Source organism: Streptomyces sp. NPDC005784, assembly GCF_042871525.1.
Lineage (GTDB): Bacteria > Actinomycetota > Actinomycetes > Streptomycetales > Streptomycetaceae > Streptomyces.
In genome coordinates this window covers 1-26223 of the sequence record NZ_JBIAIQ010000035.1, presented here as the reverse complement: position 1 = coordinate 26223, position 26223 = coordinate 1, and the positions used below count along the sequence as shown (strand labels likewise).

The 26223-nt window shown below is 68.5% G+C and carries 23 protein-coding genes and 1 other RNA gene; 17 read left to right on the top strand and 7 right to left on the bottom strand.

All coding sequences use genetic code 11. From position 1 onward, the window contains the following. Positions 1-77: 77 nt before the first annotated feature. Positions 78-1184, top strand: coding sequence for a peptide chain release factor 2 (gene prfB, locus ACFYR3_RS35870; protein ID WP_355848698.1), 1107 nt, complete (start codon positions 78-80; stop codon positions 1182-1184). A gap of 336 nt (positions 1185-1520) precedes the next feature. After that, on the top strand, positions 1521-2096 hold the full coding sequence (locus ACFYR3_RS35865) for a hypothetical protein (protein ID WP_355848701.1): 576 nt from the start codon (positions 1521-1523) through the stop codon (positions 2094-2096). 96 nt (positions 2097-2192) lie between these two features. Here ACFYR3_RS35865 and ACFYR3_RS35860 read toward each other — a convergent pair whose 3' ends face one another. After that, positions 2193-2384: a hypothetical protein gene (locus ACFYR3_RS35860; RefSeq protein WP_095854342.1), complete on the bottom strand. Its 192-nt coding sequence runs from the start codon at positions 2382-2384 to the stop codon at positions 2193-2195. A gap of 301 nt (positions 2385-2685) precedes the next feature. Here ACFYR3_RS35860 and ftsE point away from each other — a divergent pair, with 301 nt between their 5' ends. The 5 genes from ftsE to ssrA all read left to right on the top strand — a co-directional run bounded on the left by ftsE (position 2686) and on the right by ssrA (position 6721). Beyond that, the gene (ftsE, locus tag ACFYR3_RS35855) at positions 2686-3375 is read left to right on the top strand and encodes a cell division ATP-binding protein FtsE (RefSeq protein WP_328555238.1); all 690 of its coding nucleotides are present in this window, start codon (positions 2686-2688) and stop codon (positions 3373-3375) included. Between the two features lie 33 nt (positions 3376-3408). Continuing rightward, on the top strand, positions 3409-4329 hold the full coding sequence (gene ftsX / locus ACFYR3_RS35850; protein ID WP_355848705.1) for a permease-like cell division protein FtsX: 921 nt from the start codon (positions 3409-3411) through the stop codon (positions 4327-4329). A gap of 67 nt (positions 4330-4396) precedes the next feature. Next, positions 4397-5563: a S41 family peptidase gene (locus ACFYR3_RS35845; protein ID WP_355848708.1), complete on the top strand. Its 1167-nt coding sequence runs from the start codon at positions 4397-4399 to the stop codon at positions 5561-5563. Between the two features lie 81 nt (positions 5564-5644). Continuing rightward, a complete protein-coding gene (gene smpB, locus ACFYR3_RS35840) occupies positions 5645-6178 on the top strand; it encodes an SsrA-binding protein SmpB (RefSeq protein WP_389286179.1) in 534 nt (177 codons plus the stop codon). A gap of 154 nt (positions 6179-6332) precedes the next feature. Next, positions 6333-6721, top strand: a transfer-messenger RNA (tmRNA) gene (ssrA, locus tag ACFYR3_RS35835). A gap of 96 nt (positions 6722-6817) precedes the next feature. On the opposite strand, the gene ACFYR3_RS35830 is transcribed toward ssrA, so the two are convergent. From ACFYR3_RS35830 to ACFYR3_RS35805, 6 genes are all read right to left on the bottom strand, one after another. Then, positions 6818-7831, bottom strand: coding sequence for a LacI family DNA-binding transcriptional regulator (locus ACFYR3_RS35830; RefSeq protein WP_355848713.1), 1014 nt, complete (start codon positions 7829-7831; stop codon positions 6818-6820). Continuing rightward, positions 7831-10086, bottom strand: a complete 2256-nt coding sequence (yicI, locus tag ACFYR3_RS35825) for an alpha-xylosidase (protein WP_355848716.1) — start codon at positions 10084-10086, stop codon at positions 7831-7833. Before yicI ends, ACFYR3_RS35830 begins: the two co-directional genes overlap by 1 nt. An 11-nt stretch (positions 10087-10097) precedes the next feature. After that, complete coding sequence (locus ACFYR3_RS35820) at positions 10098-10919, bottom strand: carbohydrate ABC transporter permease (RefSeq protein WP_356781063.1); 822 nt, start codon at positions 10917-10919, stop codon at positions 10098-10100. Further along, entirely contained in the window at positions 10916-11884 is a 969-nt protein-coding gene (locus ACFYR3_RS35815; RefSeq protein ID WP_389286138.1) for a carbohydrate ABC transporter permease, read from the bottom strand. Before ACFYR3_RS35815 ends, ACFYR3_RS35820 begins: the two co-directional genes overlap by 4 nt. Further along, positions 11881-13176, bottom strand: a complete 1296-nt coding sequence (locus ACFYR3_RS35810) for an ABC transporter substrate-binding protein (RefSeq protein WP_389286136.1) — start codon at positions 13174-13176, stop codon at positions 11881-11883. Before ACFYR3_RS35810 ends, ACFYR3_RS35815 begins: the two co-directional genes overlap by 4 nt. 448 nt (positions 13177-13624) lie before the next feature. Continuing rightward, on the bottom strand, positions 13625-14998 hold the full coding sequence (locus ACFYR3_RS35805; protein ID WP_389286134.1) for an MFS transporter: 1374 nt from the start codon (positions 14996-14998) through the stop codon (positions 13625-13627). 83 nt (positions 14999-15081) lie between these two features. Here ACFYR3_RS35805 and ACFYR3_RS35800 point away from each other — a divergent pair, with 83 nt between their 5' ends. The 10 genes from ACFYR3_RS35800 to ACFYR3_RS35755 form a co-directional block, all read left to right on the top strand. Continuing rightward, positions 15082-16074, top strand: coding sequence for a LysR family transcriptional regulator (locus tag ACFYR3_RS35800; protein WP_356781059.1), 993 nt, complete (start codon positions 15082-15084; stop codon positions 16072-16074). Positions 16075-16475: 401 nt separating this feature from the next. Beyond that, positions 16476-17414 (top strand): hypothetical protein, encoded by a 939-nt coding sequence (locus tag ACFYR3_RS35795; RefSeq protein WP_355848734.1) that lies wholly within the window; start codon positions 16476-16478, stop codon positions 17412-17414. Between the two features lie 112 nt (positions 17415-17526). After that, positions 17527-19761: a glycosyltransferase gene (locus ACFYR3_RS35790; protein WP_389286177.1), complete on the top strand. Its 2235-nt coding sequence runs from the start codon at positions 17527-17529 to the stop codon at positions 19759-19761. Further along, positions 19758-21173 carry an acyltransferase gene (locus ACFYR3_RS35785; RefSeq protein ID WP_355848737.1) on the top strand — a complete coding sequence of 472 codons (1416 nt, stop codon included), beginning with the start codon at positions 19758-19760 and terminating at the stop codon, positions 21171-21173. Before ACFYR3_RS35790 ends, ACFYR3_RS35785 begins: the two co-directional genes overlap by 4 nt. Positions 21174-21489: 316 nt before the next feature. Continuing rightward, complete coding sequence (locus tag ACFYR3_RS35780; RefSeq protein WP_389286131.1) at positions 21490-22146, top strand: hypothetical protein; 657 nt, start codon at positions 21490-21492, stop codon at positions 22144-22146. 44 nt (positions 22147-22190) lie between these two features. Next, positions 22191-23186, top strand: coding sequence for a hypothetical protein (locus ACFYR3_RS35775; RefSeq protein ID WP_389286175.1), 996 nt, complete (start codon positions 22191-22193; stop codon positions 23184-23186). 43 nt (positions 23187-23229) lie between these two features. Next, positions 23230-23547 carry a hypothetical protein gene (locus ACFYR3_RS35770; RefSeq protein ID WP_355848746.1) on the top strand — a complete coding sequence of 106 codons (318 nt, stop codon included), beginning with the start codon at positions 23230-23232 and terminating at the stop codon, positions 23545-23547. Continuing rightward, positions 23544-24884, top strand: coding sequence for a hypothetical protein (locus tag ACFYR3_RS35765; protein ID WP_389286129.1), 1341 nt, complete (start codon positions 23544-23546; stop codon positions 24882-24884). The genes ACFYR3_RS35770 and ACFYR3_RS35765 overlap by 4 nt, the downstream gene beginning before the upstream one ends. A gap of 93 nt (positions 24885-24977) precedes the next feature. Further along, complete coding sequence (locus ACFYR3_RS35760; protein ID WP_356781053.1) at positions 24978-25598, top strand: hypothetical protein; 621 nt, start codon at positions 24978-24980, stop codon at positions 25596-25598. A 19-nt stretch (positions 25599-25617) separates the two neighbouring features. After that, on the top strand, positions 25618-26223 hold a 606-nt coding region (locus tag ACFYR3_RS35755; RefSeq protein ID WP_389286127.1), incomplete at its 3' end, for a hypothetical protein.

Genomic DNA, 26223 nt, shown 5'->3' with positions numbered 1-26223 from the left:
CCCCTGGGTACGGGCGAGGCGGGGCCCCTCGGGGGCGAAGGGCGAGGCCCGGTTGTCGTAACCGTTACGCTGGAGGCGTGGCAGTCGTCGATGTATCCGAAGAGCTCAAGTCCCTCTCCTCGACCATGGAGTCGATCGAGGCCGTCCTGGACCTCGACAAGCTGAGGGCAGATGTCGCCGTGCTCGAGGAGCAGGCGGCCGCGCCGTCCCTGTGGGACGACCCGGACGAGGCGCAGAAGATCACCAGCAAGCTGAGCCACCTCCAGGCGGAGGTCAGGAAGGCCGAGACGCTCCGCGGGCGCATCGACGATCTGAGCGTGCTCTTCCAGATGGCCGAGGAGGAGGACGACCCGGACACCCGTGCCGAGGCCGATGTCGAGCTCGTCGCCGTCAAGAAGGCGCTGGACGAGATGGAGGTCCGCACGCTCCTGTCCGGCGAGTACGACTCCCGTGAGGCCGTCGTCACCATCCGTGCCGAGGCCGGCGGCGTCGACGCCTCCGACTTCGCCGAGAAGCTCCAGCGCATGTACCTGCGCTGGGCCGAGCGCCACGGCTACAAGACGGAGCTCTACGAGACCTCGTACGCGGAAGAGGCGGGCATCAAGTCCACCACCTTCGCCGTCAAGGTGCCGTACGCGTACGGCACGCTCTCCGTGGAGCAGGGCACGCACCGGCTGGTGCGCATCTCGCCGTTCGACAACCAGGGGCGCCGCCAGACCTCCTTCGCCGGTGTCGAGATCCTGCCGGTCGTCGAGCAGACCGACCACATCGAGATCGACGAGTCCGAGCTGCGGATCGACGTGTACCGCTCGTCCGGTCCCGGCGGCCAGGGCGTCAACACCACCGACTCCGCGGTGCGCCTGACCCACCTCGCCACCGGCATCGTCGTCTCGTGCCAGAACGAGCGGTCGCAGATCCAGAACAAGGCCTCGGCCATGAACGTTCTGCAGGCCAAGCTCCTCGAGCGGCGCAGGCAGGAGGAGCAGGCCGCGATGGACGCCCTCAAGGGCGACGGCGGCAACTCCTGGGGAAACCAGATGCGTTCGTACGTCCTGCACCCGTACCAGATGGTCAAGGACCTGCGCACGGACTTCGAAGTCGGCAACCCCGAGGCCGTGTTCGGTGGCGAGATCGACGGCTTCCTGGAGGCCGGAATTCGCTGGCGCAAGCAGCAGGAGAAGTAGGCACGCGCGAGGCGCGGTGTCGGCGGGCCTTTTGCGCCCTCTCCAAAACCTCTTTGTCGACAAGGCAACTGCCGTCCACCGGACGGAAGTTGCCTTTGTCGTAGGGGCTGCCTGGGTCTTACGTCACAGTGAGATGTCCGCACGCCAGGCAAACGATGTGGTTCCGGACATCGCGTACGCAACGACCTTGACGTTGCTTTGAAAACTGGGAAGGGTGACGTGTGGCATGCGTATCTCCGGGGCGCATGTGAACCGGGGGGTCGAGCGAAACCTCCTGTGACGCCGTGGCTCCGGGCGCTGCTCCATTGACGATCAGCTACTGGGGGTAGCAGGCAGATGACCAAGAAGACGCGGATCCGCGCGGCACGGATAGCCGCCGGCGTGATGATCGCCGCCGGTGCTTCACTGACCGCGGCGGGAGTCGCCTCGGCGACCGGCACGGACGGCCCGACCCCGGACCCGTCCGGCACGGGTATCCCGACGTCGCAGGCTCCCACTACTGAGGCGCCTCCGACGTCACAGCCTCCCACCGAGGAGCCTCCGACGTCGCAGCCTCCCACCGAGGAGCCTCCGACGTCGCAGGCCCCGACCACCACCACGCCCACCGAGGACCCGACCGAGCCGTCGGAGGAGCCCGCCACCGGCTCGTCCACCGTGCCGGCGGACGGCAACTCCGGCACCGGCAACGACAACGACCCCAACGGTGGAGCCGCCGCCCAGGAAGAGGGCTCCTCGGCCCTCACCGACACCGGCTCGGACACCGCGGCCCAGGGCAAGGACGGCGCGCTGGCCGAGACGGGTGCCGGCCAGACCGTGTTCCTGCTCGTCGGTGCCGCCACGATGGTCGCCGGTGGTATCGGCTTCCGTCTGCTGCCGCGCCTCGCCGGCGGCCGCGGCGGTGCCGCCGCCTGACGCACACCCGTACGACGAAGGGCCCGGAGCAGCTCGCTCCGGGCCCTTCTCGTGTTCAGGGGTGTCGGCGGCCGTGCGGGGCCGTCCGCGCGGCTCTCACACCGTCTGGTGGGCCAACAGCGCCACTGCCGCGATCAGTACCGCGAGCAGGGCGATCAGTGCCATGGGGTTGAGTCCCGCGAAGGGGCTCTCCTGCTGGAGGCGCTCCCGGTTCGCGCGACAGACAGGGCAGCGGCCCTCACTGACAGGTGCCGCGCAGTTAGCGCATACCAATCGGTCGTACGTCATGCGCCGACCCTCCTTGCGACGTCTCCGCGTACGCAACGTTCTCGCGTACACATCGCTGTCTTAACGCTTCGGCGAACGCAACCGTTCCCCTACCACTGTGCCAGGTTCCGCGGAATTCGGCGCGGCTCGCCTTATTCTGCCCCGCCCGGAGTGCCGTCAGCCGCTCGGATCAGGTGTGAAACGCGCCTCAGATCCGTGACAAATCGTGCAAGCCGCGCGCAACCCCGTACGCCGACTGCGCTCGCACACCCGGTTCGCGTATGGTCACGCACACCTACCCCCGGCGACCCGTGGTGCACCCGTGATCCGATTCGACAATGTCTCCAAGGTCTACCCCAAGCAGACCCGCCCCGCTCTCAGGGATGTCTCCCTGGAGGTCGAGCGCGGAGAATTCGTGTTCCTCGTGGGGTCCTCCGGCTCCGGAAAGTCCACCTTCCTGCGGCTGATCCTCCGCGAGGAGCGGACCAGCCAAGGTCAGGTGCACGTCCTGGGCAAGGACCTCGCGCGCCTCTCCAACTGGAAGGTGCCGCAGATGCGCCGCCAGCTGGGGACCGTGTTCCAGGACTTCCGTCTGCTGCCCAACAAGACGGTCGCCGAGAACGTGGCCTTCGCCCAGGAGGTCATCGGCAAGTCCCGCGGCGAGATCCGCAAGTCCGTGCCCCAGGTGCTCGACCTCGTCGGCCTGGGCGGCAAGGAGGACCGGATGCCCGGCGAGCTGTCCGGCGGTGAGCAGCAGCGTGTGGCCATCGCGAGAGCCTTCGTGAACCGGCCCAAGCTCCTCATCGCCGACGAACCGACCGGAAACCTCGACCCGCAGACCTCCGTGGGCATCATGAAACTGCTCGACCGGATCAACCGGACGGGCACCACGGTCCTGATGGCGACGCACGACCAGAACATCGTGGACCAGATGCGCAAGCGCGTCATCGAGCTGGAGCAGGGCCGTCTCGTCCGCGACCAGGCACGCGGCGTCTACGGCTACCAGCACTGATCATCGTCCACGGAAAGGTCTGAGGAAGACGCCATGCGCGCGCAGTTCGTTCTGTCGGAGATCGGTGTCGGTCTCCGCCGCAACCTGACCATGACCTTCGCGGTCGTCGTCTCGGTCGCCCTCTCGCTCGCCCTGTTCGGCGGCTCGCTCCTGATGAGCGACCAGGTGAACACCATGAAGGGCTACTGGTACGACAAGGTCAACGTCTCGATCTTCCTCTGCAACAAGAGCGATGCCGAGTCCGACCCGCACTGCGCCAAGGGCGCGGTGACCAGCGACCAGAAGAAGCAGATCGTCGCCGACCTGGACAAGATGTCCACGGTCGTCCAGAAAGTCACGTACGAGTCCTCGGACCAGGCGTACAAGCACTACAAGGAGCAGTTCGGCGACTCCCCGCTGGCCAGCTCCCTCACGCCGGACCAGATGCAGGAGTCGTACCGGATCAAGCTGAAGGACCCGGAGAAGTACCAGGTCATCGCGACCGCCTTCGACGGCCGTGACGGCGTGCAGTCCGTGCAGGACCAGAAGGGCATCCTGGACAACCTGTTCGGGCTCCTGAACGGCATGAACTGGGCCGCGCGCGCGGTGATGGCGATGATGCTCGTCGTCGCGCTGATGCTGATCGTCAACACCGTCCGCGTATCGGCGTTCAGCCGGCGGCGTGAGACGGGCATCATGCGGCTCGTCGGCGCCTCCGGCTTCTACATCCAGGCGCCGTTCATCGCGGAGGCCTCGGTCGCCGGACTCATCGGCGGCGGTGTCGCCTGCGGATTCCTGCTGATCGCCCGGTACTTCATCATCGACCACGGGCTGGACCTGTCCCACAAGCTCAACCTGATCAACTTCATCGGCTGGGACGCCGTGTTGACCAAGCTCCCGCTCATCCTCGCGACGAGCCTGCTGATGCCCGCAGTGGCCGCGTTCTTCGCGTTGCGCAAGTACCTGAAGGTGTGACGCATACCAAGAGGGCCGTACCGTCAACCGGCGGTGCGGCCCTTCGCGTTGTCCTAGACTCACCGGCATGTCAGGCCGTGACCTGTTCTGCGAGCCCCGCCGCATCCGCCGCGGGGCGGCCCTGACATTGGTGTTCGCGAGTGTCCTCGTCGCCGGTGCGGCGACCGGATCGTTCTGCGACCCCGCCCGGAAGACCCCGGCCCGGACGCCCGGTTCGGCAGCGGCACGCCACCACGACGAGGTCGCCGAGGCCGCCGCCGAGGCGATGGCCGACGGCAAGTCCCCCATGGAGGCCGCCGAACGCGCCGTCAGCCGCAGCGGAGACCGCTGGGGCGCCGTCTACTCCCAGGGCGAGTACGAGGAGTTCGAGGAAGCCCTCGACGGCCAGTACACCGGCGTCGGCCTGTGGGCCCGCCGTGAACGCGACGGACGGATCGAGGTCACCCGCGTCAGCGCCGGCTCGCCCGCCGCCGCCGCGGGCATCCGCAAGGGCGACCGGCTGCGCACCGTCGACGGCGCGAAGGTGGACGGCAGGCCGGTCACCGAGGTGGTCTCGTTACTGCGCGGCGACGCGGACGACGCGACCGCCGGCACGAAGGTCTCCCTCGGCCTGGAGCGCGGCACGCAGTCGTGGAGCCGGACCCTGCGCCGCGCCAGGCTCTCCACGGACTCCGTGACCGTCAGCGGGCTTCCCGGCGATGTCACCCTGATCAAGGTCGACGCCTTCACCAAGGGCGTGGGCGACGCCGTACGGGCCGCGGTCGGCCGGGCGCCCGGCCGGGCCGGGATCGTCCTCGACCTGCGCGGCAACTCGGGTGGCCTGGTCACCGAGGCCGTCACCACCGCCTCCGTCTTCCTCGACGGCGGCCTCGTCGCCACGTACGACGTGAACGGCGCACAGCGCGCCCTGCACGCGGACTCCGGCGGCGACACCACCAGACCCCTGGTCGCGCTCGTCGACGGTGGCACGATGAGCGCCGCCGAGCTGCTCACCGGTGCCCTCCAGGACCGCGGGCGCGCGGTCGTCGTGGGGTCAAGGACGTTCGGCAAGGGCTCGGTCCAGATGCCGAGCCGGCTGCCCGACGGTTCCGTGGCCGAGCTGACCGTCGGGCACTACCGCACGCCCGCGGGGCGCTCCGTCGACGGCCGGGGCATCACCCCCGACCTGGAGGCGGACAAGGAGTCGCTGAAGCGGGCCGAGACCGTGCTGAGCGGCCTCGGAGACCCTTCGTGACCTCTGGAGCGATGCCCCGGTAATCGGCTTTCCCCCGAGGCCCCCTGTAGTGCGAAAATGGCCAGCACTATGAGCAAGGGAATGTACGTACCGAAGGAGTCCCAGCCCAAGCAGGGCGGCCAGGGCTCCGGCAAGGCCAAGGACGGCAAGCGCAAGATCGTCGCGCAGAACAAGAAGGCGCGGCACGACTACGCGATCGTCGACACCTACGAGGCCGGGCTCGTCCTGACCGGCACCGAGGTGAAGTCGCTGCGCCAGGGGCGCGCCTCGCTGACCGACGGCTTCGTCCAGATCGACGGGAACGAGGCGTGGCTGCACAACGCCCACATCCCGGAGTACAGCCAGGGCACCTGGACCAACCACACCGTGCGCCGCAAGCGCAAGCTCCTCCTGCACCGCGAGGAGATCGACAAGCTGGAGGCGAAGACCCAGGAGACGGGTCACACGATCGTGCCGCTCGCCCTGTACTTCAAGGACGGCCGGGCGAAGGCGGAGATCGCGCTCGCCCGCGGCAAGAAGGAGTACGACAAGCGGCAGACCCTTCGCGAGAAGCAGGACCGGCGCGAGTCGGACCGCGCGATCGCGGCGGTCAAGCGGAAGCAGCGCGGCGAGTAACGCGCCGAGCGGCAGGCCGGGCGACGCGCCGTCCGGAGCGGGCCTGCTGGAATAGGCTGGCACCGTCGTGCGTTGGTCACGTACGATGGCACTTGCACCTCACAGCGGGTGCGGGGTCCCTCCCCGGGGGGGCCGAGCTTTGAAAAATCAACATGGGGATGATCGGTTTCGACAGCGGCTGTTGAAGCAGGGGAAGCGTGTCGAGGAAGCGGCAATGATCTCGTTAACCATATGTCGCAAAAAATAATCGCCAATTCCAAGAGCGATTCCCAGTCCTTCGCCCTCGCTGCCTAATAAGCAGTGAGTGAGGGACCCTTAATGGGTGTCAGCCCGGGAGTGTTCCCGACCCGGATCCTGGCATAATCTAGGGGACTAAACCATCGAGCCCGGTCACGGGGTTCGCTGGGAAATCAAACAGTGACTGAGCCCGTCGGCGACTTGTTCGCGTGATTGCCGGGGCTGAGAAAATCACAGCGAACTGCACACGGAGAAGCCCTGATTTTGCACCGTTGGACGCGGGTTCGATTCCCGCCATCTCCACTCATCCCATGTTCCAATTAAATATTGTCTTGAATGTCATGACGAAGGCCCCGCTGCTCAGGCAGCGGGGCCTTCGTCATGTACCCATGACCCGTCTCCTCAGGAAGTCAGCGTGCGTGGTGCGGTGCTGGCGCGCTCCGTCATCCGGGGGGTGAGCAGGGTCGCCTCCGCGGCGGGCGTGCCGTTCAGCTTGTTCATGAGCAACTCGACCGCCCGCGCACCCACTTCCGCCGACGGGATGGCGATGGAGGTGACCGGGACGCGCAGGCTCTCGGCGAGTTCGTCCGGGCAGATCGCGGTGACCGACAGGTCGGCCGGAACCCGCAGGCCGAGCTGTTCGAAGGCGTCGATCAACGGCTCCAGGACCGGCTCGTTGTGGACGACGACTCCGGTCAACGCGGGCTGTTCGCGCAGCAGTTGTTCGGCGATCCGGCGTGCGGCGGCGGGCGAGGCCTCGCAGGGGTGGACGGACGACACCAGGCCGCCCCGGTCCGCGGCGGCCGTGAACCCCTGCACCACCCGCTGCGCGAACGCCGTGCCCCGCACATACACCTCCGGCGGCGACCCGACCAGCGCGACGACCCGGTGCCCGAGTCCTGCGAGCCGCTCCACGCACAGCTCACCGGCCGCCTTGAAGTCCAGGTCGATGCAGGTGAGCCCGTCGGCGGCGGCGGGGAAGCCGATGAGCACCGACGGCCGGTCCAGCGCGCGCAGCAACGGCAGCCGGGGATCGTGGAGCTGGACGTCCATCACGATCAGCGCGTCCACCAGCGCCGTGTCCGCGACCCGGCGCAGCCCCTCCTCGCCCTCCTCCTGCGTCAGCAGCAGGACGTCGTGGTCGTGCAGCCGGGCCGCCGTCACCACCGACACCGCGAACTGCATCACCACCGGCACATGGATACCCGCCCGCAGCGGGACGACCAGCGCCAGGACGTTCGACCGGCTGCTCGCGAGGGCCCTGGCCCCCGCGTGCGGGCGGTAGCCGAGGCGGCGGATGCTCTCCGCGACACGTTGCCGGGTCTCCTCGGAGATCGGCCGCTTGCCGCTCAGCGCGTACGAGACGGTGCTGGGGGAGACCCCGGCGTGCCGTGCCACATCGGTGATCTTGACCATCACTCGGACCCCAGGTCCAGGGAGAGGAAGCCCGTGCCGGCACGGGCCCGTACCTCGCGTCCGTCCACGGCCAGCCCCCAGGGCGCGGAGGGGTCGGCGCAGGACGCGCGCAGGGTGTCCCCCTCACGTACGACGGTGAAGGTCACGCCGCCGACCGGCACCGTCACCCGGGCACCCCGCTTCAGGCCGTACGCGCGCAGGGTCACCCCGTCGCAGTGGTCGTAGTCGGGGCGGTCGTCCACCGCGCCCACCGGGATCACCGCGCCCGGCCGCACCAGCAGCGGCACGCTCAGGAAACCGTGCCGCTCGCGCACCCAGCGCGGTCCGGTCACCGGCGGCCCGCCGAGATAGGGGGTCCAGGTGCCCTCGGGCACGTAGTAGGAGACGTCCCCCTCGTCGTTGAAGACGGGCGCGACCAGCAGATCCGGGCCGAGCATGTACTGCCGTTCCAGATGCGCGCACCCAGGATCGTCCGGGAACTCCAGGACCATCGCCCGCATCATCGGCACGCCCTCCGCGTGGGCGGTGCGGGCGGCCTCGTACAGATACGGCATGAGGCGGAGCTTCAGCCGGGTGAACAGCCGCAGGACGTCCACGGCCTCCTCGTCGAACAGCCAGGGCACGCGGTACGAGGACGAGCCGTGCAGCCTGCTGTGCGAGGACAGCAGCCCGAAGGCGATCCACCGCTTGAACAGCGCGGGTGTCGGTGTCCCCTCGAAGCCGCCGATGTCGTGGCTCCAGAACCCGAACCCCGACATGCCGAGGCTGAGTCCGCCGCGCAGCGACTCGGCCATCGACGCGTACGTCGCCTCGCAGTCGCCGCCCCAGTGCACCGGGAACTGCTGGCTCCCCGTGGTCGCGGAGCGGGCGAAGACGACGGCCTCGTGCTCCCCCCGGTGTTTGCGGAGCACATTGAACACGGTCTGGTTGTAGAGGTACGTGTAGTAGTTGTGCATCCGCTCCGGGTCGGCGCCGTCGGCGTACGCCACGTCCACCGGGACCCGCTCGCCGAAGTCGGTCTTGAAGCAGTCGACGCCCTGAGCGAGCAGCGCCTCCAGCTTCGCGGCGTACCAGTCCCGGGCGGCCGGGCTGGTGAAGTCGACCAGCGCCATGCCCGGCTGCCACAGGTCCCACTGCCAGACGCTTCCGTCCGGCCGCCGCAGCAGATGCCCGAGGGCGCGGCCCTCCGCGAACAGCGGTGAGCGCTGCGCGATGTACGGGTTGATCCATACGCAGATCCGCAGCCCCTTGTCCTTCAGCCGCGCCAGCATCCCCTCCGGATCGGGGAACACCCGCGGATCCCACCGGAAGTCGCACCAGCTGAACTCGCGCATCCAGAAGCAGTCGAAGTGGAAGACGGACAGCGGGAGTTCGCGCTCCCGCATGCCGTCGATGAAGGAGGTGACGGTGTCCTCGTCGTAGGAGGTGGTGAAGGACGTCGACAGCCACAGGCCGAAGGACCACGCGGGCGGCAGCGCCGGACGCCCGGTGAGGGCCGTGTACGTGCGCAGGATGTCCTTCGGGGTCGGGCCGTGGATGACGTAGTACGTCAACTGCTGCGTCTCGGCGCTGAACTGGACCCGGGAGACCGCCTCCGAGCCGACCTCGAAGGAGACCCGGCCCGGGTGGTCGACGAAGACGCCGTAGCCCGCGTCCGTCAGATAGAACGGCACGTTCTTGTAAGCCTGTTCGGTGGCCGTTCCGCCGTCCGCGTTCCACATGTCGACGACCTGGCCGTTCTTGACGAGCGGCCCGAACCGCTCGCCGAGGCCGAAGACCTGCGTGCCGACGCCGAGAGTCAGCTGCTCGCGCAGATAGTGGGCGCCGGACGCGTCCCGCATGATGCCCATGCCCTTGGGGCCACTGCTGGTGAGGACGCGGCCGTGCGCGAGGAAGTCGATGTGCCAGGGGGCCGTGCGGGAGACCCGGACGGACAGAGCGCCGGCGGTCAGGGTCGCGTGGTTGTCGTCGTACTCCATGAGCGGTGTGAACTCGGTCCCGCGCACCTCGAACCGGGGCCCGCGCGGCTCCTCGCCCTGGAAGTGGGTGAACGTGACGCCGATGACACCGGGCATCGGCGCATGGGCGCTGATCGTCACGACGGGTCCCTTCAGCAGGTCGCCGCGGTGCCGGATGGGCTGCGTCGGAGCGTGGATCTCCAGGCCGCCGGGACCCGAGGTCACATCGAGGACCTCGACCGGATGGGCCGCGGTGACACCCTCGCGCAGCAGCCAGTAGCCGTCCGTGAACTTCACTGTCGTACCCCTTACTTCACTGCGCCGACGGCGATGCCGCGGGTCAGGGTCCGCTGGAAGAGCAGGAAGAAGACGATGGCGGGCAGGACACCCAGCAGGGCGGCCGCGTTCGTCATCGTGGCGTCCATCAGGCGCTGGCCCTGGAGGACACCGAGGGCCACCGACACCGTCTGGTTGTCGTTGGAGATCAGCATGACCAGCGGCAGCAGGAACTCGTTCCACGTCCAGATGAAGAAGAAGACGAGGAGCACACCGATCGTGGGGCGGCTGACCGGGACCACGATCCGCCACAGCACCTGCCACTGGTTCGCCCCGTCGATCCGCGCTGCCTCGATGATCTCGCGCGGGAACCGCCCGAGGACGGACGAGAGGAGGTAGGTGCCGAACGCCGCCTGGATCACCGTGAACACGATGATCACGCTGAGCCTGGTGTCGTAGAGGCCGGCCTGCTTGCTCAGGTAGTAGACCGGGTAGACCAGCGCCTCCTGCGGCAGCGTGTTCGCGAGGACGAAGAAGGCGAGCACCCAGGTGCGGCCCCTGATCCGGCCGATGCCGATCGCGTACGCGTTCAGGACCGACAGGACCGCGGCCCCGACCGCCACCGAGCCGGAGATCAGCACCGAGTTGAGGAGCTTCCGCCCGAAGTCGACGCGCTGCCAGAAGTCCTTGAGGCCGTCCAGATAGAGGCCGTGGGGGAGGCTGAGCGGCCCGTGCGCGGAGTACTCGGCGGGCGACTTGACCGCGTTGACCGCGACGACGGCGAAGGGCAGCACCATGAACAGCGCGCCGATGACGAGGGCCACGAGAACCGGGTAGCGACGGAGGGCTGTCATACGCGGACCCCTTCCTCGGCGTCCTCGGCGCGCGTCTGGAACCTCAGTCCGATCAGCGCCAGGGCCAGGATGATCAAGGTCAGAACGGTGGAGATCGCGGCGCCGTAGCCGACCTGCGTCTTCTCGAAGAAGGTAGTGAACGAGAAGTACGACGGCACGTCGGTGGCGCCGCCCGGACCGCCCTTCGTCAGGACGTACACCGCCCCGAACACCTTCAGCGCGGCGATCGTGCACCACAGGAGGACGACCGAGACCTCCGGGCGGATCTGCGGCAGCGTGATGTGCCGGAACCGCCTCCACCAGCCCGCGCCGTCCAGCTCGGCGGCCTCGTACAGCTGCGGGTCCACGCGTTGCAGCCCCGCCATGAAGACGACGAGCGGGAAGCCGATCTGCACCCACACCATCACGCCCATGACGCTGTAGAGCGCGAGATCGGGGTCGCCCAGCCAGTCCTGCTGCCAGGAGCCGAGGCCGACGGCCTTGAGCAGTTCGTTCAGCGAGCCGTTGTCCGGCGCGAGGATCCAGCTCCACACGATGCCGGCGACGGCGATCGGCAGCACCTGGGGAAGGTAGAAGCAGGCGCGCAGCACGGTTGCCGTCCGCGTCCCGAAGTGCTTGGCGACGAAGTCGAACAGGGCGGCGGCGAGGACGAGTCCGAGGGCGGTCGGCACGACGGCCATCGCGACGACCATGAACAGGCTGTGCCGGAAGGAAGCCCAGAACTCGGAATCGCCCATCAACTCGCGGTAGTTGGCGAGACCCGACCAGGTGGGACTGCCGACCCCCTGCCAGTCGGTGAAGCTCACACCGGTGTTCATCAGGAAGGGGCCGACGACGACCACGAGGAAGGCGACGAACCCCGGAAGCAGGAAGAGGGCGTAGGAGGTGCGGGGACGGCGCGGGCGCGTCGCGGCGCCGTGGTGGCCGCGGACGGCCCGGCCGCCCCGCTCGACGGTGACCGTCATGTCTTCGGTACGCCCTTGTCGTACGCCTTCTGCAGCGCGGACAGGTAGTCGTCCGGTTTCTCGCTCCCGGTGATCAGCTTCTGTGTCTCCGAGACGAGGACGTCGTAGAAGCCTGCGACGGGCCAGTCCGGATAGAAGGCGAGGCCGTCCTTCCCGGAGAGGGTGTTGAAGTCGCCGATCAGCGTCTTGGCCCGGGGGTCGGTGATGGCGGCGGGATCGGCGGCCAGCGGGACCCCGCCCTGGTTGCCCAGCAGGTTCTGGATCTTCTTCGACAGGGTGATGTCGATGAAGTCGTAGGCGAGGTCCTTGTTCTTCGCGCCCTTGGGGACGACCCAGATGTTGCCGCCGGAGCCGAGGGTGAGGTTGCTCCCGGGCCACAGGAAGGTGCCCCAGTCGAACTTGTTCTCCGTCTTGAAGCGGCCGTACCACCAGCTGCCGGAGAACAGGATCGGGCTCTTGCCCTGGATGAAGGAGACGCCCGCGTCCTCGGCCTTGAGCCCGCTGGACTTCTTGCCGATGTAGCCCTTCTTCACCCAGTCGGCGAACGTGGTCGCGGCGTACGTCCAGGCCGCGTCGTGGAAGTCCGCCTTGCCCTTGTAGAGCTCGTAGGTGTCGACCCAGGAGCGGTCGGCCTTGGACAGGGCCAGTTGGTAGAGGTACTGCTGGGCCACGTACTCGGCGCCCGCGTCGGCGAGCGGGGTGATGCCCTTCGCGACGAACGTGTCCATCGCGGAAGTGAGTTCGGCCAGGGTGGTGGGCTGGGCGATGCCGTACTTCTTGAAGAGGTCCTTGTTGTAGAACACCATCGTGTACTCGGCGTAGTCGGGCACGCCGTACCACTTGCCGGAGCCCATGACCCCGTCGGTGTCGTACTGGCTGATGGTCCGCACCCCGCCGCTGATCTTCTTGTCCCAGCCGTGCTTGGTCACTTCGGCGGTGAGGTCGGTGAGGAGCCCCTGCTTGGACAGGAGTCCGGCGGTCGCGTTGCCCTTGTTGTACTCCATGATGTCGGGGGCGTCGTTCGAGTTGAGGACCATGGGCGCCGTCTTCTGGATCTGCTCGAAGCCCTTCTCCTCGAACTTCACCTTCACGCCCGGGTGTTGCGCTTCGAATTCCTTGATGGCCTCCTTCCAGGCCACCCCCATCGCGCTGTCCGGCCCTTCGTAGTGCCACAGCCTCAGTGTCTTGCCGTCCGAGGAACCACTGTCCGAGCCGCCGCAGGACGTCGCCATCAGGGCGCCCGCCAAGGCCACCGCCACTGCCGCCGCCACACGCCTTCGTGTCGTCAACATCCACTGCCTCCAGAGGAGTTGGATGGGTATCGGCCGCCACGCAACACTCGTCGAATCGTTTCGATGCGTGACGTCGAAGCGCTTCGACGGGGGAAGGTATGTGCGGGCCGGGAGCGCGTCAATGGGCTGAGCCGGAATTGGGGCGGGGGTTCGACGGGCCGGACGGGGGTGCTCCGCGGGCAGGCGGTGAGGAGTCTGCCGGGCCGGCGGTGGAGTTTTTGCCGGGGCCCCGGGGCCGGCGGGCCCCGCCGGGTCGGGCGGCGGGGTGTTTCTGGGTTCGGCGGTGACGGGTCCGGCGGGTTGAGGTGCGCGATGTCTGCCGGGTGGGGCGGTGGGTGTGTGACGGGTCGGACGGTGGTGTGTTTCCCGGGGTCGACGGTGACGGGTTCGGCGGGTCGGACCGCGGGGTGTCTGCGGTGTCGGACCGCGGGGTGTCTGCGGTGTCGGACTACGGGGTGTTCGCCGGGCGGAGTTCACGGCGGGGCTCCCGGCGCCGTACCGCATCCGTCCTCGCGCCCAGCGCGGCGATGACGAGCGCGACCGTCGCCGCCGCGACCGGCACCGCGTAACCCGCGGCCGGTGACATGTGCTCCACCACCCATCCGCCGCCCGCCGAGCCGCCGGCGATCCCGCCCAGCAGGCCGGTCACCGCGAGGGTCATGCCCTCGTTCAGCCGGCCCTCGGGCGTGCGCCGCTGGACCAGCGTCATACCGGTGACCATCGTCGGGGCGGTCGCCATGCCGGCCACGAGCAGCGCACCCGCGAGAACCGGGAGCGAGCCGGTGAGCCGGACGGCCAGGAGGGGCAGCGTCAGCAGCACCGCCATGGCGCCGACGCACACCGCGTACCGCCGCGCGGAGAGCGCCTCGGTGTCGGCGTCGAGCGGGGCCGAGTGCTCCGGCAAGTGTCCGGACGCCGTGCGGTCGTCGAGCGGGTTCGCGGGCTCGGGGGAGGCCGCTGCCCGGGTGCCCGGGGTCGACTGCTCGGGGGAGGCGGAGGGCGTGCCCCTCTTCATCGCACCGTAGAGCAGGCCCGCCACGCACGACCCCGCCGCCTGGAGGGCCAGTACCGCGCCCGCGGCGGACCGGTGCCCCCGCTCGTCCGCGAACGCGATCGTCACCACCTCCATCGCGCCGAACACCGCGCCGGTGGCGAGGAAGGAGAGGAGCAGCGGGGGCATTCCGGGTGCGAGAGCGGGCGAGGCGGACGTCGCGCGCGGCTGGGGCGGCGGCTGTGTCGAACGCTGCGCGGTGAAGAGCAGCACGCCCGTCATCAGCAGCGCGGACCCCACGAGCGTGCCCGCCTCCGGGGAGACCGTCCCGCACAGAAGGGCCGCGAGCACCGGGCCCAGCATGAAGCACAGCTCGTCCACGGCCTGCTCGAGCGAGTTCGCGGTGTGCAGCGCCGCCGCGTCCCCCTTGAGGAGGTGGGCCCAGCGCGCCCGGGACATCCCGCCCGTGTTGGGGGTCGTGGCGGTGGCGGCGTACGCGGCGAAGAGGGTCCAGTCGGGCGCGCCGAGACGCACGCACACCACCAGTCCGATCCCGCCGAGCAGCGCGAACGCCGTGGCGGGCACGGCCACCCGGGCCTGCCCGTGCCGGTCGACGAGCCGCGCGGTCCAGGGAGCGACCACCGCCGTCGCCGCGAGACCCGTCGCCGTGACGGCGCCGGCGAGCGCGTACGAGCCCCGCGAACTCGCGATCATGATGACCGCGCTGACGCTGAACATGCCCATGGGCAGCCGTGCGACGAGGTTTCCGAGGGTGAAGGCACGGGTGCCGGGATGCGCGAAGAGACGGCGGTAGGGGGTGAGCGGCGACATGGGTGAACCGTCGCCCGGCGCCCCGCAAGCGGTCCAACACTTACTCGGTCGCGATTGACGCACCTGGGTTGTAGGTTCGCGTGATGCCTGGTCAACGCCCCTTTCCCGGTCATCTGGACCCCCGTCTGCTGCGCGCGTTCCTCGCCGTCGCCGAGGAGTTGCACTTCACCCGCGCCGCCGCCCGGATGTATGTCGCCCAGCAGTCCCTGAGCCGCGACATACGCCGGCTGGAGCGGGAGCTCGGGACGGAGCTGTTCGTGCGGACGACCCGGCAGGTGACGCCGACCGTGGAAGCCGAGCGGCTGCTGCCGTACGCGCGCCGCGTGCTGGAGGCGCACGACGCGCTGCTCGACGCCTTCGTACGGCGCGGCGGCGAGGAGAGACCGCTGCTCGTCGATGTCAATTCCCCCGGCCTGGTCTCCAGCCGCATCCTCGACCGGGCCCGCGACCTCGCCCCCGGCAGCGAACTGATGGCCCGTTACGAGAGCGGGCTCACCGGCGCGGCGGCGGACCTGCTCGCCGGCCGCCTGGACGCGTCCTTCGGTCGGTTCGCGGGACTCGACCCGGCCGTGCGGGCCCGGCTGGAGCAGCGGATCGTGCGCTACGAGCCGATGGCCGTCGTCCTGCCCGAGGACCATCACCTCGCCGCGCTGGACGCGGTGCCGCTGTCCGCGCTCGCGGGCGAGACCGTGTACGCGGGAGCGGGAAACCCCAGGACGCTGGAGTGGACCGACCTCGCGCATCACCTGTTCGAGGGACGGGGGATCAGACTCGCGTCACCCGCACCGGTGGCTGTCGGAGCCGAGGAATTCCGGCGGATCATGGCGAAGAGGCGGAATCCCGTCCTCGCCGTGGTGGAGTTTCCGGCCATGACCGGGACGGTGTCGAGGCCCCTGATCGACCCTGTTCCCCTGTCACCCGTGTCACTCGTGTGGCGCAAGGGGCTCGTTCATCCGGGGATCGATGCGCTCGTACGAGCCGCTGCCGAACTCGCGAGCGAAGAGAAGTGGCTCCTGAGTCCCCAGGAAGGGTGGATTCCAGCCACCGATGCTCTCATTTTCATGAGACATACATGAGACGTAACCGCACGAGTCCCACCTGTGCGCTACATTCTGGGTCCGGGCGCAGTGTGATATTGGGGGGCGCTCGGGTCGAGTGGGGGCTCGGCCCGGACGACATAGACAGTATTTGCCCGGAGTCGTCGCGCACCCGTGAGCAGTCCCGTGGGGGGATGCACGTGCGCGTGGAGAACTGGCGGAAAGACGCCCAACCAGCTGGACGAAACGTCGATCAGCGGGACGGGCGCCCAGTCGAACCGTCACCTGGGCGAGAAGCCGAGGAGCCGATCGCCGGGCGGGAGGCCGGCAAACCGGTTTCGTGGCCGAATATGGGAGTTGGCATCAGTCCTGAGCGTGGGAAACGCGCCGAGCGAGCAGTCGGCGGACGTTCCGAGCGAACCCCGGAGCCGGAGACCGAGTTGCTCGTCGGTCGCGCGACGGAGAGCGACGCGTTCTCCGGCCGTGGTTCCGACGCGTTCTCCGGCCGTTGGCCCGAGGCGGGATCGCCGTCCGAGCGTGAGTCCGGGGCGTGGTTCGGCCTCGACCGCCCGGCGCAGGCAGCACCCACCCTCGCCCGTACCACGGAGACGCGGCCCTTCTTCGCCGACGGTCCGGAGACCGAGCTGCTCCCCGGGTCGACGCCGGACTTCGACCGTCCGGCGCCCGCTTCCCGGGAGCACCCCGACGATCCGGCGAACAGCCACGACCCGCACGAGGTCACCATCCAACTCGACGGCGCGGGCCGCGAACTGGACGACTGGCTCGTCCAGCAGGCCAAGGACGCCCCGACGACCCCGGAGGCTTCGGACGGCCCCGTCTTCGTCGACGAGTCCGGCCGCCGCAGCCGCCGCTTCCGCCGGCTCGGCATGCTCGTCGCCGTGGCATGCGCGGTCTACGCCGTCGTGATCGTCGCCACGCTCCTGTCGGGCAACTCGAACGCGCCCTGGCTCCCGGTGCCGGGCCAGGAGGAGGACCAGCCCGTCGGCCAGGTCGACACCTCGCCGCTGCCCTCACAGTCGGTGAATCCGTCCGGCACGGGCAGCGCCAGGTTGCCCGGCGCCGTGGCGACGACCGGCGACGGCACGACGACCTCACCCGGCTCGGCCGTCACCCCCAGCGCTTCGGCCGACGCCACCGCCCCGGGCGCGTCCAGCGACCCCAAGCCCACCACGTCGGCGACCAAGAAGCCGAAGCCCGGCGTCACCACCAAGGCCCCGGACCCCGACCCCAAGCCGTCCTCCCCGGTGGTCGACCCGCCCACGGCCTCCACCCCGGCGACCACCCCCGGCAGCACGCCGGCTCCCACGGAGACCGCGGGCACCGGAGGGGACACCGGAGCGGGGGCAACCACCCAATGAGCGGCCCTCTCCGGCGGACACCCGCCGGGCAGAACCGTCGGGAGTCCGGGCAGCCGAGCCACCTCCTCGGTTCCCCGAACTCCCTCTCCCCCTCGTCCCCGGAGAACCTCCTCTGATGTCCCGCACCAGCCGTCGCGGTCCAGCGCCCACTGCGCCGGGTCATGAGTCCGGTACCGCCCCGAAGCAGGACCGCAACGCCCGGCGCCGACGCCTGCCCATGCGTTTTCTGCTGCCCACGACCATCCTGGTCGCCCTGATGGCGATGCTGATGCTGCGCGGCTATGTGCACAGCGAGATCCTTGCCGACCACCGCATCCGGCCCGAGGCGGCCACCGACAAGGTGCCGGAGAAGATCCTCGACGGCGGCCCGGTCATCGACACCCGCAGCGGCCGTACGACCAGCCTGAGCGTCCCGGACCACCGTCTGGTCCTCACCTTCGACGACGGCCCGGACCCCACCTGGACCCCCAAGGTCCTGGACGTCCTCAAGGCGCACCACGCCCACGCGGTCTTCTTCGTCACCGGCACCATGGCCTCGCGCTACCCGGATCTCGTCGCGCGCATGGTGCGGGAGGGCCACGAGGTCGGCCTGCACACGTTCAACCACCCCGACCTGTCGTACCAGTCCAAGAGCCGGATCGACTGGGAGCTGTCCCAGAGCCAGCTGGCACTGGAGGGCGCGGCGGGCATCCGCACCTCGCTCTTCCGTCCCCCGTACTCCTCGTTCGCCGACGCCATGGACGACAAGTCCTGGCCGGTGACGCAGTACGTCGGCACCCGCGGCTACATCACCGTCGTGAACAACACCGACAGTGAGGACTGGCAGAAGCCGGGCGTCGACGAGATCATCCGCCGGGCGACGCCCAAGGGCGGCAAGGGCGCCATCGTCCTGATGCACGACTCGGGCGGCGACCGCCACCAGACCGTGCTGGCGCTGGACAAGTTCGTGCCCGAACTCCAGGCGCAGGGCTACGACTTCGAGAACCTCACCGAGGCACTCAACGCGCCGAGCGCGCACACCCCGGTGACCGGCCTCGACCTGTGGAAGGGCAAGGCCTGGATCTTCCTGGTCCAGGCCGCGGAGAAGACCACCGACGTCCTGATCGTCTGCATCGCGATCATCGGCGTGCTGGTGTTCACCCGCTTCGGCATGATGCTCCTGCTCTCGGCCGCACACGCCCGCCGGGTCCGGCGCAAGGACTTCCGCTGGGGCCCGGCATCGGTCACCGACCCGGTGTCGGTGCTGGTCCCGGCGTACAACGAGGCCAAGTGCATCGAGAACACCGTCAACTCCCTCATGACGAGCGAGCACCCCGTCGAGATCATCGTCATCGACGACGGATCGAGTGACGGCACCGCCCGCATCGTCGAGGACATGCACCTGCGGAACGTACGCGTGGTACGCCAGCAGAACGCCGGCAAGCCCGCGGCCCTCAACAGGGGCCTGGCGAACGCGAGCCACGACATCATCGTGATGATGGACGGCGACACCGTCTTCGAACCGGCGACCGTCCGCGAGCTCGTCCAGCCCTTCGCCGACCCGCGGGTCGGGGCGGTCGCGGGCAACGCCAAGGTCGGCAACCGCGACTCCCTCATCGGCGCCTGGCAGCACATCGAGTACGTGATGGGCTTCAACCTGGACCGTCGTATGTACGACATCCTGCGCTGTATGCCGACGATCCCGGGCGCGGTGGGAGCCTTCCGCCGATCGGCCCTGGAGCGCGTCGGCGGCATGAGCGACGACACGCTCGCCGAGGACACCGACATCACGATGGCCCTCCACCGCGACGGCTGGCGCGTCGTCTACGCGGAGAGGGCGCGGGCCTGGACCGAGGCCCCGGAGTCCGTCCAGCAGCTCTGGTCCCAGCGCTACCGCTGGTCGTACGGCACCATGCAGGCGATCTGGAAGCACCGCGGGGCCCTGCTGGAACGGGGTCCGTCGGGCCGCTTCGGCCGGGTCGGCCTGCCTCTGGTGTCACTCTTCATGGTCCTGGCCCCGCTCCTCGCGCCCCTGATCGACGTCTTCCTCCTGTACGGCGTCGTCTTCGGCCCGACCCAGAAGACGGTCATCGCCTGGCTCGGCGTCCTGGCCATCCAGGTGGTGTGCGCGGCGTACGCGTTCCGCCTGGACAAGGAACGCATGACCCATCTGATCTCCCTCCCCCTCCAGCAGATCCTCTACCGGCAGTTGATGTACGTCGTCCTGCTGCAGTCCTGGATCACCGCCCTCACCGGCGGCCGGCTGCGCTGGCAGAAGCTGCGCCGCACGGGCGTGGTGGGGGCGCCGGGATCGGTCCCGCAGCCGCGGGTGTCACACAGCGGGAACGAACGGAGGCCGGTCGGATGACCACGCACGAGTACCCGGTGGGGGCGACTCCGCCGCTGGGCACCCCGAAGGCGGCGGTCCCGGATCCGCGTCCGTACCCGGGAGCGCCGTCGGACGACTGGCTGCGCCCACAGCCGGAGGCGGGCCCGGACTCGGCCTCGCGCCTTGATCCGGTCCTGGTCCCGGACTCGCGCCCTGATCCGGTCCCGGTCCCGGTACCGGAGACGGCACCGGGCCCGGATTCCGGACAGCAGTCCGCTCCGCGCCGCCCCGGCCGTGACCGCTACCTGGACCTGCTCCGCTCCATCGCCCTGGTCCGCGTGGTCGTGTACCACCTGTTCGGCTGGGCGTGGCTGACGGTCCTCTTCCCCTCCATGGGCGTGATGTTCGCGCTGGCGGGCTCCCTGATGGCGCGCTCGCTGAGCCGGCCGCCGCTGAGCGTGATCCGGGGACGCCTGAGGCGTCTGCTGCCCCCGCTCTGGGCCTTCAGCGCGGTGGCGCTGACCATGATGTTCGCGGGCGGCTGGAACCCCGTGAAGGACCCCGACCACGGTGGCACCTGGGGCCTGATCGACCTGCTCAACTACATCGTCCCGATCGGCGCACCGCCGTTCCCCTGGCACATCGGCTCCCAGTCGGGCCTGCTGGAGGACACCTGGGCGGTTCAGGGCGCGGGCGTGCTCTGGTACCTGCGCGCCTACCTGTGGTTCGTGGTCGCGTCCCCGCTCCTGCTGTGGGCGTTCCGCCGCGTGCCGTGGGCGACCCTGCTGGCTCCCATCGCCCTGACGGCGGTGGTCGGCACCGGGCTGGTCACCATCCCCGGCGAAGCGGGCAACGCCATCACCGACTTCGCCGTCTACGGCGGCTGCTGGGTCCTGGGCTTCGCCCACCACGAGGGGATGCTGGCGAAGGTCCCGCGCTACATCGCCGTCTCGTGCTCGGCCCTGACGATGGCCTTCGCCCTGTGGTGGGCCTCGGGTCATCTGGGCCCCGACGGCTGGGACTTGAACGACATCCCGCTGGCCGACGCGATGTGGTCCTTCGGTTTCGTGGTGATCCTGCTCCAGTACAGCCCGTCCTGGCAGCAACTGCCGGGCCGCCTCGCCAAGTGGGACAAGCTGATCACGCTGTCCAACAACCGCGCGGTCACGATCTACCTCTGGCACAACATGCTCATCATGGCCACGGTCCCGATCCTGGACCAGGCGTACAACCTCCCCTTCATGCAGAGCGACCGCGCGGTGTCGGCCCTCGACACGACGTACATGCTCTGGATGTTCGTCCTGGTGTGGCCGTTGATCGGTCTGACCATCATGGCCTTCGGCTGGATCGAGGACATCGCGGCAAAGCGAAGCCCCCGACTCTGGCCGAACGGCGCCGACAGCCGAAAGCCCAACGGCCGCTCGGCACGGGGGCGTCGGGGGAAGGCCTGAGCGAAGGCTGAGCGACGGGGGTGCTTCCCGGGGCGGGGCCCTCCTTTGGTCCGTGGACCTCTTCCGGCCCGGGGACCTCCTTTGGTCCGGGACTCCCTCCGGTCCGTGGCTTTCGGCGGTCGCCTTGGCGCTGCGCCTCGTCCCCCGTCCCTCGATGTCACTCAATCGAAGGTTCTCGACGGCCAGTTGGTCACGTTATGGACCTCTATATCCAGCTCCTGTTACCCGCTTGGCGCCATACTTTCTGGTGTCGTCGCACGGGCCCCCGATAGCGTGTTGCTGCCCTTCCGCACCCCACGCCACACAGGAGTCTGCCGTGAACCGCCGTCCCCGCCTGCTTGCCACAGCCGCTGCCGGAGCGACAGCCGCGCTGCTTCTGACCGCGTGCGGCGGGGGTGGCGACAAGCCGAAGGCCAACGACAAGATCGCCGGAGCGGACACGGGGGGTGCGACGTCGGCTGCGCCGGGCGCCGGCGCGACGCAATCTGCGGGGCGACCGAAGATCGAGTTGCCGTCGGATCTCACGTACACCTTCGAGTGGCCCAAGACGGGTGACAAGGACAAGGATGCGGTGCTGGCGGACAGCGAGCAGTCCATCAAGGCCGTCGATCTGGCCATCGTCAACCAAGACGCCCTCGACAAGGCATATCTCTTCTACTACGAGGGTGAAGCCGCCGCGGAAACCCAGAAGTTCATCGAGGCATACGTCAAGGCCAAGGCTCGTACGACTGGGGCCTATCGCTACTACGACGCGGCAGTGAACGTGAATGGATCTGACAGCGCGTCGCTCGTGTACTGCGAGGACCAGGCCAAGGGGTACGACATGTACCTGAAGCCGAAGAAGGTCGACAAAACTACCGTCACGAAGAACAGCTACGTGCTCTACAACACCCAGTTGCACAAGAACGACAAGGGTGTCTGGGTCATTGAGAAGCTTATTTCCCAGAGGGGGAGCGCAAAGTGCCAGCCCTGAGCGCAGGTTCACGAGTTCTGGTCTCCTCCGCACTGATCGGGTCGATCTGCCTGAGTGCCGCGCCCGCTGTGGCCGACAACAAGATTGGCGGCGGCGCTCAGACGCCTCCTTCCAGTGGCAAGGTGTCTGGCGATTCCGACGGCACGGGCACCCTGTCCGCCACGGCGGGTGCTGTCGTGTTCGACCGTTCGAAGAACGGGTCGGGTGGCTCTGTCGGTCCGGTGACGGCTGCGTCAGGCAACTGGACTCCTCCTGCTTGTTATTACGCCCCGAAGTACACGCCGGATCAGCTGCAGAAGTACTTGGAGCCGATCTGGAATGCCGAGTCGACTGGGTCCGAGTGGGACTTGGAGCAGCGGAACAAGTACGTCAACGGCGGTGAGTACAAGGATTTCAACAAGGCCAAGGCCGACAAGGGTTATTGGTGGGACTCGTACGTGACTGAGGGTCGTGAAGGCGACCCGGCTGCGCTCAAGTGCGACAAGCCGATCTTCTGGGTCGACAAGGGTGCCGCTCCGCCGGCGGATGTTCCGGAGGCGATCACTCCGGAGATGTTGGCGGAGTTGGCGTATGCGGAGATACGTGTGCCGTCGACGAAGGTGGACCTGGCTCCCGCGGGTACGACGAAGGTGAATCTGCCGACGTGGGCGTGGCTGGACACGGCGAAGTTCAGGCCGGTGTCGGTGACGGCGTCGGTCCCCCTGCTGAACGTGACGGCGACGACGACGGCGGAGCCGGTCTCGCTGAGGATCGAGCCGGGTACGGCGGATGCGGAGACGTATCCCGCGTCGGGCGTCTGCGAGATATCCGGCGATCACATCGGTGAGGCGTTCGCGAAGGGCAAGGCCAAGCAGACGCCTCCCTGTGGGGTGAGGTACCTCCGTTCCTCCGGCGAGGGCTCGTACAAGCTACGGGCGACCATCACCTGGAAGATCCACTGGACCGGTACCGGCGTGACCGACGCACGGGACCTGCCGGCCGGCACCTTCGGCGCGGATCAGGACGTCATCGTCCAAGAGATCCAGTCCATCAACCGCTGAGTCCGGCCCTCCGGACTCACTGAGTTCGGAAGAGGCAGGGCGCGTGGCGGAGCGGTTGGCCGTCGACGGCGATGAGCTGTCGCACTTCATGAAAATGCTCAGGGCGTCGACCGAGTCGTTGAAAGGCCTGCGCAGGGCGTTGGAGGACGCCACGGTCACCGGTCTCGGCACGGACGATCTCGACTGTGCCTGCGAGGACTTCCAGGACAACTGGAAGTACGGAGCCGACCAGATCGGTGAGCAGACCGAGGACCTGGCCAAGATCATCGGAAAGAGCAGGGACAGCTACCGCGAGGTGGACAAGGCCCTGGAACAAGCCCTGAGGAAGGCCGGGGACGGCAGGGGCGGCGGTGCGAGGTGACGTACCAGCCCGCGGACACAGGAGCCGCACTCGACCCGCGGTCCCTCGCCGACCGCGACAAGCCACAGGGCCTGAAGTCGGCCCCGCACATCCCCAACCCCGACTACCCGCATCTCGGGTTCAATCCGGTGCCGGGCAGCACGGAGACCGTGAGCAGCCTGCGCAAGAAGCTCACGGGGTGCGCGAAGGTCCTCGAAGAGACGCATGAGCTCGTCACCAAGTTGATGGACGGCAGCTACTGGAAGGGCGACGCGGCAGTCGCCTTCCGCGAGCAGCTGGACGGCGGTCCGCTCCCCCTGAATCTGAAGAACGCCGCCCACTCCATCCGCAAGGCGGCCGGACAACTCGGCCGCTGGGAAGGCGAACTCGACGAATTCCAGCGGCGGGCGAAGCGACTCGAACAGGACGCGAAGGACGCGCAGGCCGCGGTGGACCGGGCGAAGGGCCACGCCACGAAGGCGGGTGACAGCCCTGACCTGCATGGGAAGGGTGCCGGACACGACGAGGCGCAGAAGGCACTGACCAAGGCGAACACGGCGCGGGAGGACGCCGAGGACGCCCTCCGCCAGATCCGCGGCAAGGCGCGCGAACTCGCGGACGAACACGAGCACCAGGCTCAGCATCGAGCGGCCAAGATCCGCGACGCCACGAAGAAACTGGCCCCACACGAGCCGGGCTGCTTCGACTCAGCACTCGACTGGCTGACCGAGAATCTGCCGGACATTTTGAGCACGGTGGGTGCCGTGATCGGCCTGGTTGCGTTGTTCGTGGTGTCGGGTGGGACGGCGGCAGCTGTGCTGTTGCTCGCCACTGCAGTATTGAGCGGGACGGCATTGGCGATGCGGGTTTTCGGCGACCCAACGTTGCGTGAATCACTCTGGGACGGATTCACCAAGGGTGAGTTCGACACCGACTTCTGGAGCAATTTCGTCACTGTCGGTGGCGACGCGCTAGGCGTGCTTCCCGGTGTCGGAGCGGCAGGCAAGGGAGCCGCAATCGCTGTGCGAGCGACTGGCGAAGCGGGAGAAACCTTGACGTTCATCCAGCGGGCGGCTCGATTCGGCAGTGAAACCATGGAGCATGCGAAGTCCATTGCAGACCTGGACAACGCAGTGCTCGGCTTCACTATCCGGGGTGCCCGAGCCGCCCATATTTCTAAGGCGATCGAAGTCACCTCGGCCTCTATTGGTGTGGGCACGGCAGGGTTCGGTTTGGTCATGACCGCCGTAGACACTGACGACGACGGGATCAAGGACGGCTCCGTGGCGAGTATCGACGGAGCGCGACTCGGCCTCGACGTTGGTGGCCTTGTCAGTTTTGCTCGCCACGTCTTCTGAGCCGGAGCAGAGAGAAGAACTCATCCTATGGATCCGACCTCGTACCCCACTGCTTGGGCTCATCCGCCGACCAGGCGGGCCTGGATTCAGCACATGACCACGACTGCGGGACGTCTGATCGGCTGGCTCGCAGTCTGGATTGGGAGTCTCTTCCTCATCGTGGCAACACCACCTTGGCTCGGTTGGCTGTTCCTCCTTCTTCTCGTCTATGCAACTTTCCGAGCCGTCCTCCAACTCGCCTACATCCGCCCCTCCATCTACATCCAACGCGTTCTCTGGCAGTACCCCTGGCAACTCCTCACCGGCGTTCCCCGAGGACGGAACAAGCATCCGCGGGTTCAAGAGGACGAGATGTGGCTGGAGTTGCCCAATCCTGAGGAGCCGGAGGAACAGATCCCTCTGCTCTTCCTTTCCGGCATGCGTACCTTCTGGTGGATGCGACGCTTCGGCACCGCTCGTACGAAACCGGAGCTGAAGGCACAGATCGAACCGCTCTGGTTCGCCGGTGACCCCCGCTTCATCGCCGTCATCGCGGCCGCCGGCCGCAAGGGCGAGGCACCCAAGAGGCTGCATCTGCTCTATCAGCGCACGGCCACGGGCCGGCGGGGTATCGAGCCGACCGACTGGAACGCAAGCCCGGCCGCCCTCGAACGTGCCCGACGTTCCGGCGCCCACGTTCCCGACGTGGTGCACCCGCACCCGCGTACGTACTGACTCGCTTCGGCAGGACACGATGACCACCGCCCCCCACTTCACCGTCGCGGAATCCGCCGAAGACCCCGCCGCCGATGTCTGGTTCGCGGAACCTGCGGGCTTCACCGCTCTGCCCCTCGACGCGCTGCTCCCAGCACCCGACTCCCCAGGTGCCGATGCTCTGTGCACCGCCCTCGCGCCCGTTCTTCTGGCGGCTCCCGACGAGGTGGCCCGGCAACAGTTCATCGCTCGGTTCGCGCAGGGGCAGCAACTGCTCGGTGCTCTGAGGGAAGCCGGAACTGTCCATTGCTCGATCGGATTGCATCGCGATGACGTCGATGAGGCGGCCACGAGCAGTATTGGCCGGCCGCTGCTGTCGTTCCTCACCGTCTCCTGGCGGGCGACGGCGGTGTCACCGCGAGCCGTGACGGCTGCCCGTGCGGTGAGCCAACTCGATCCGCAGGCCTGCATCGAATATGTCGAACTTCCCTGTGGGCCGGCCACGTTCAGCGAAACCGTTCTTGCCCCCAGAGCCGCTGGCGGTCTCCCTCAGCCCGGATCCACCGGCCGATGTTTCCGAGGTCCGATTTCTCGCCGAGGGCTGATGGTGGTGTGGGGCAGGGGTTCGAGGGTGTGCGGCGCCCGC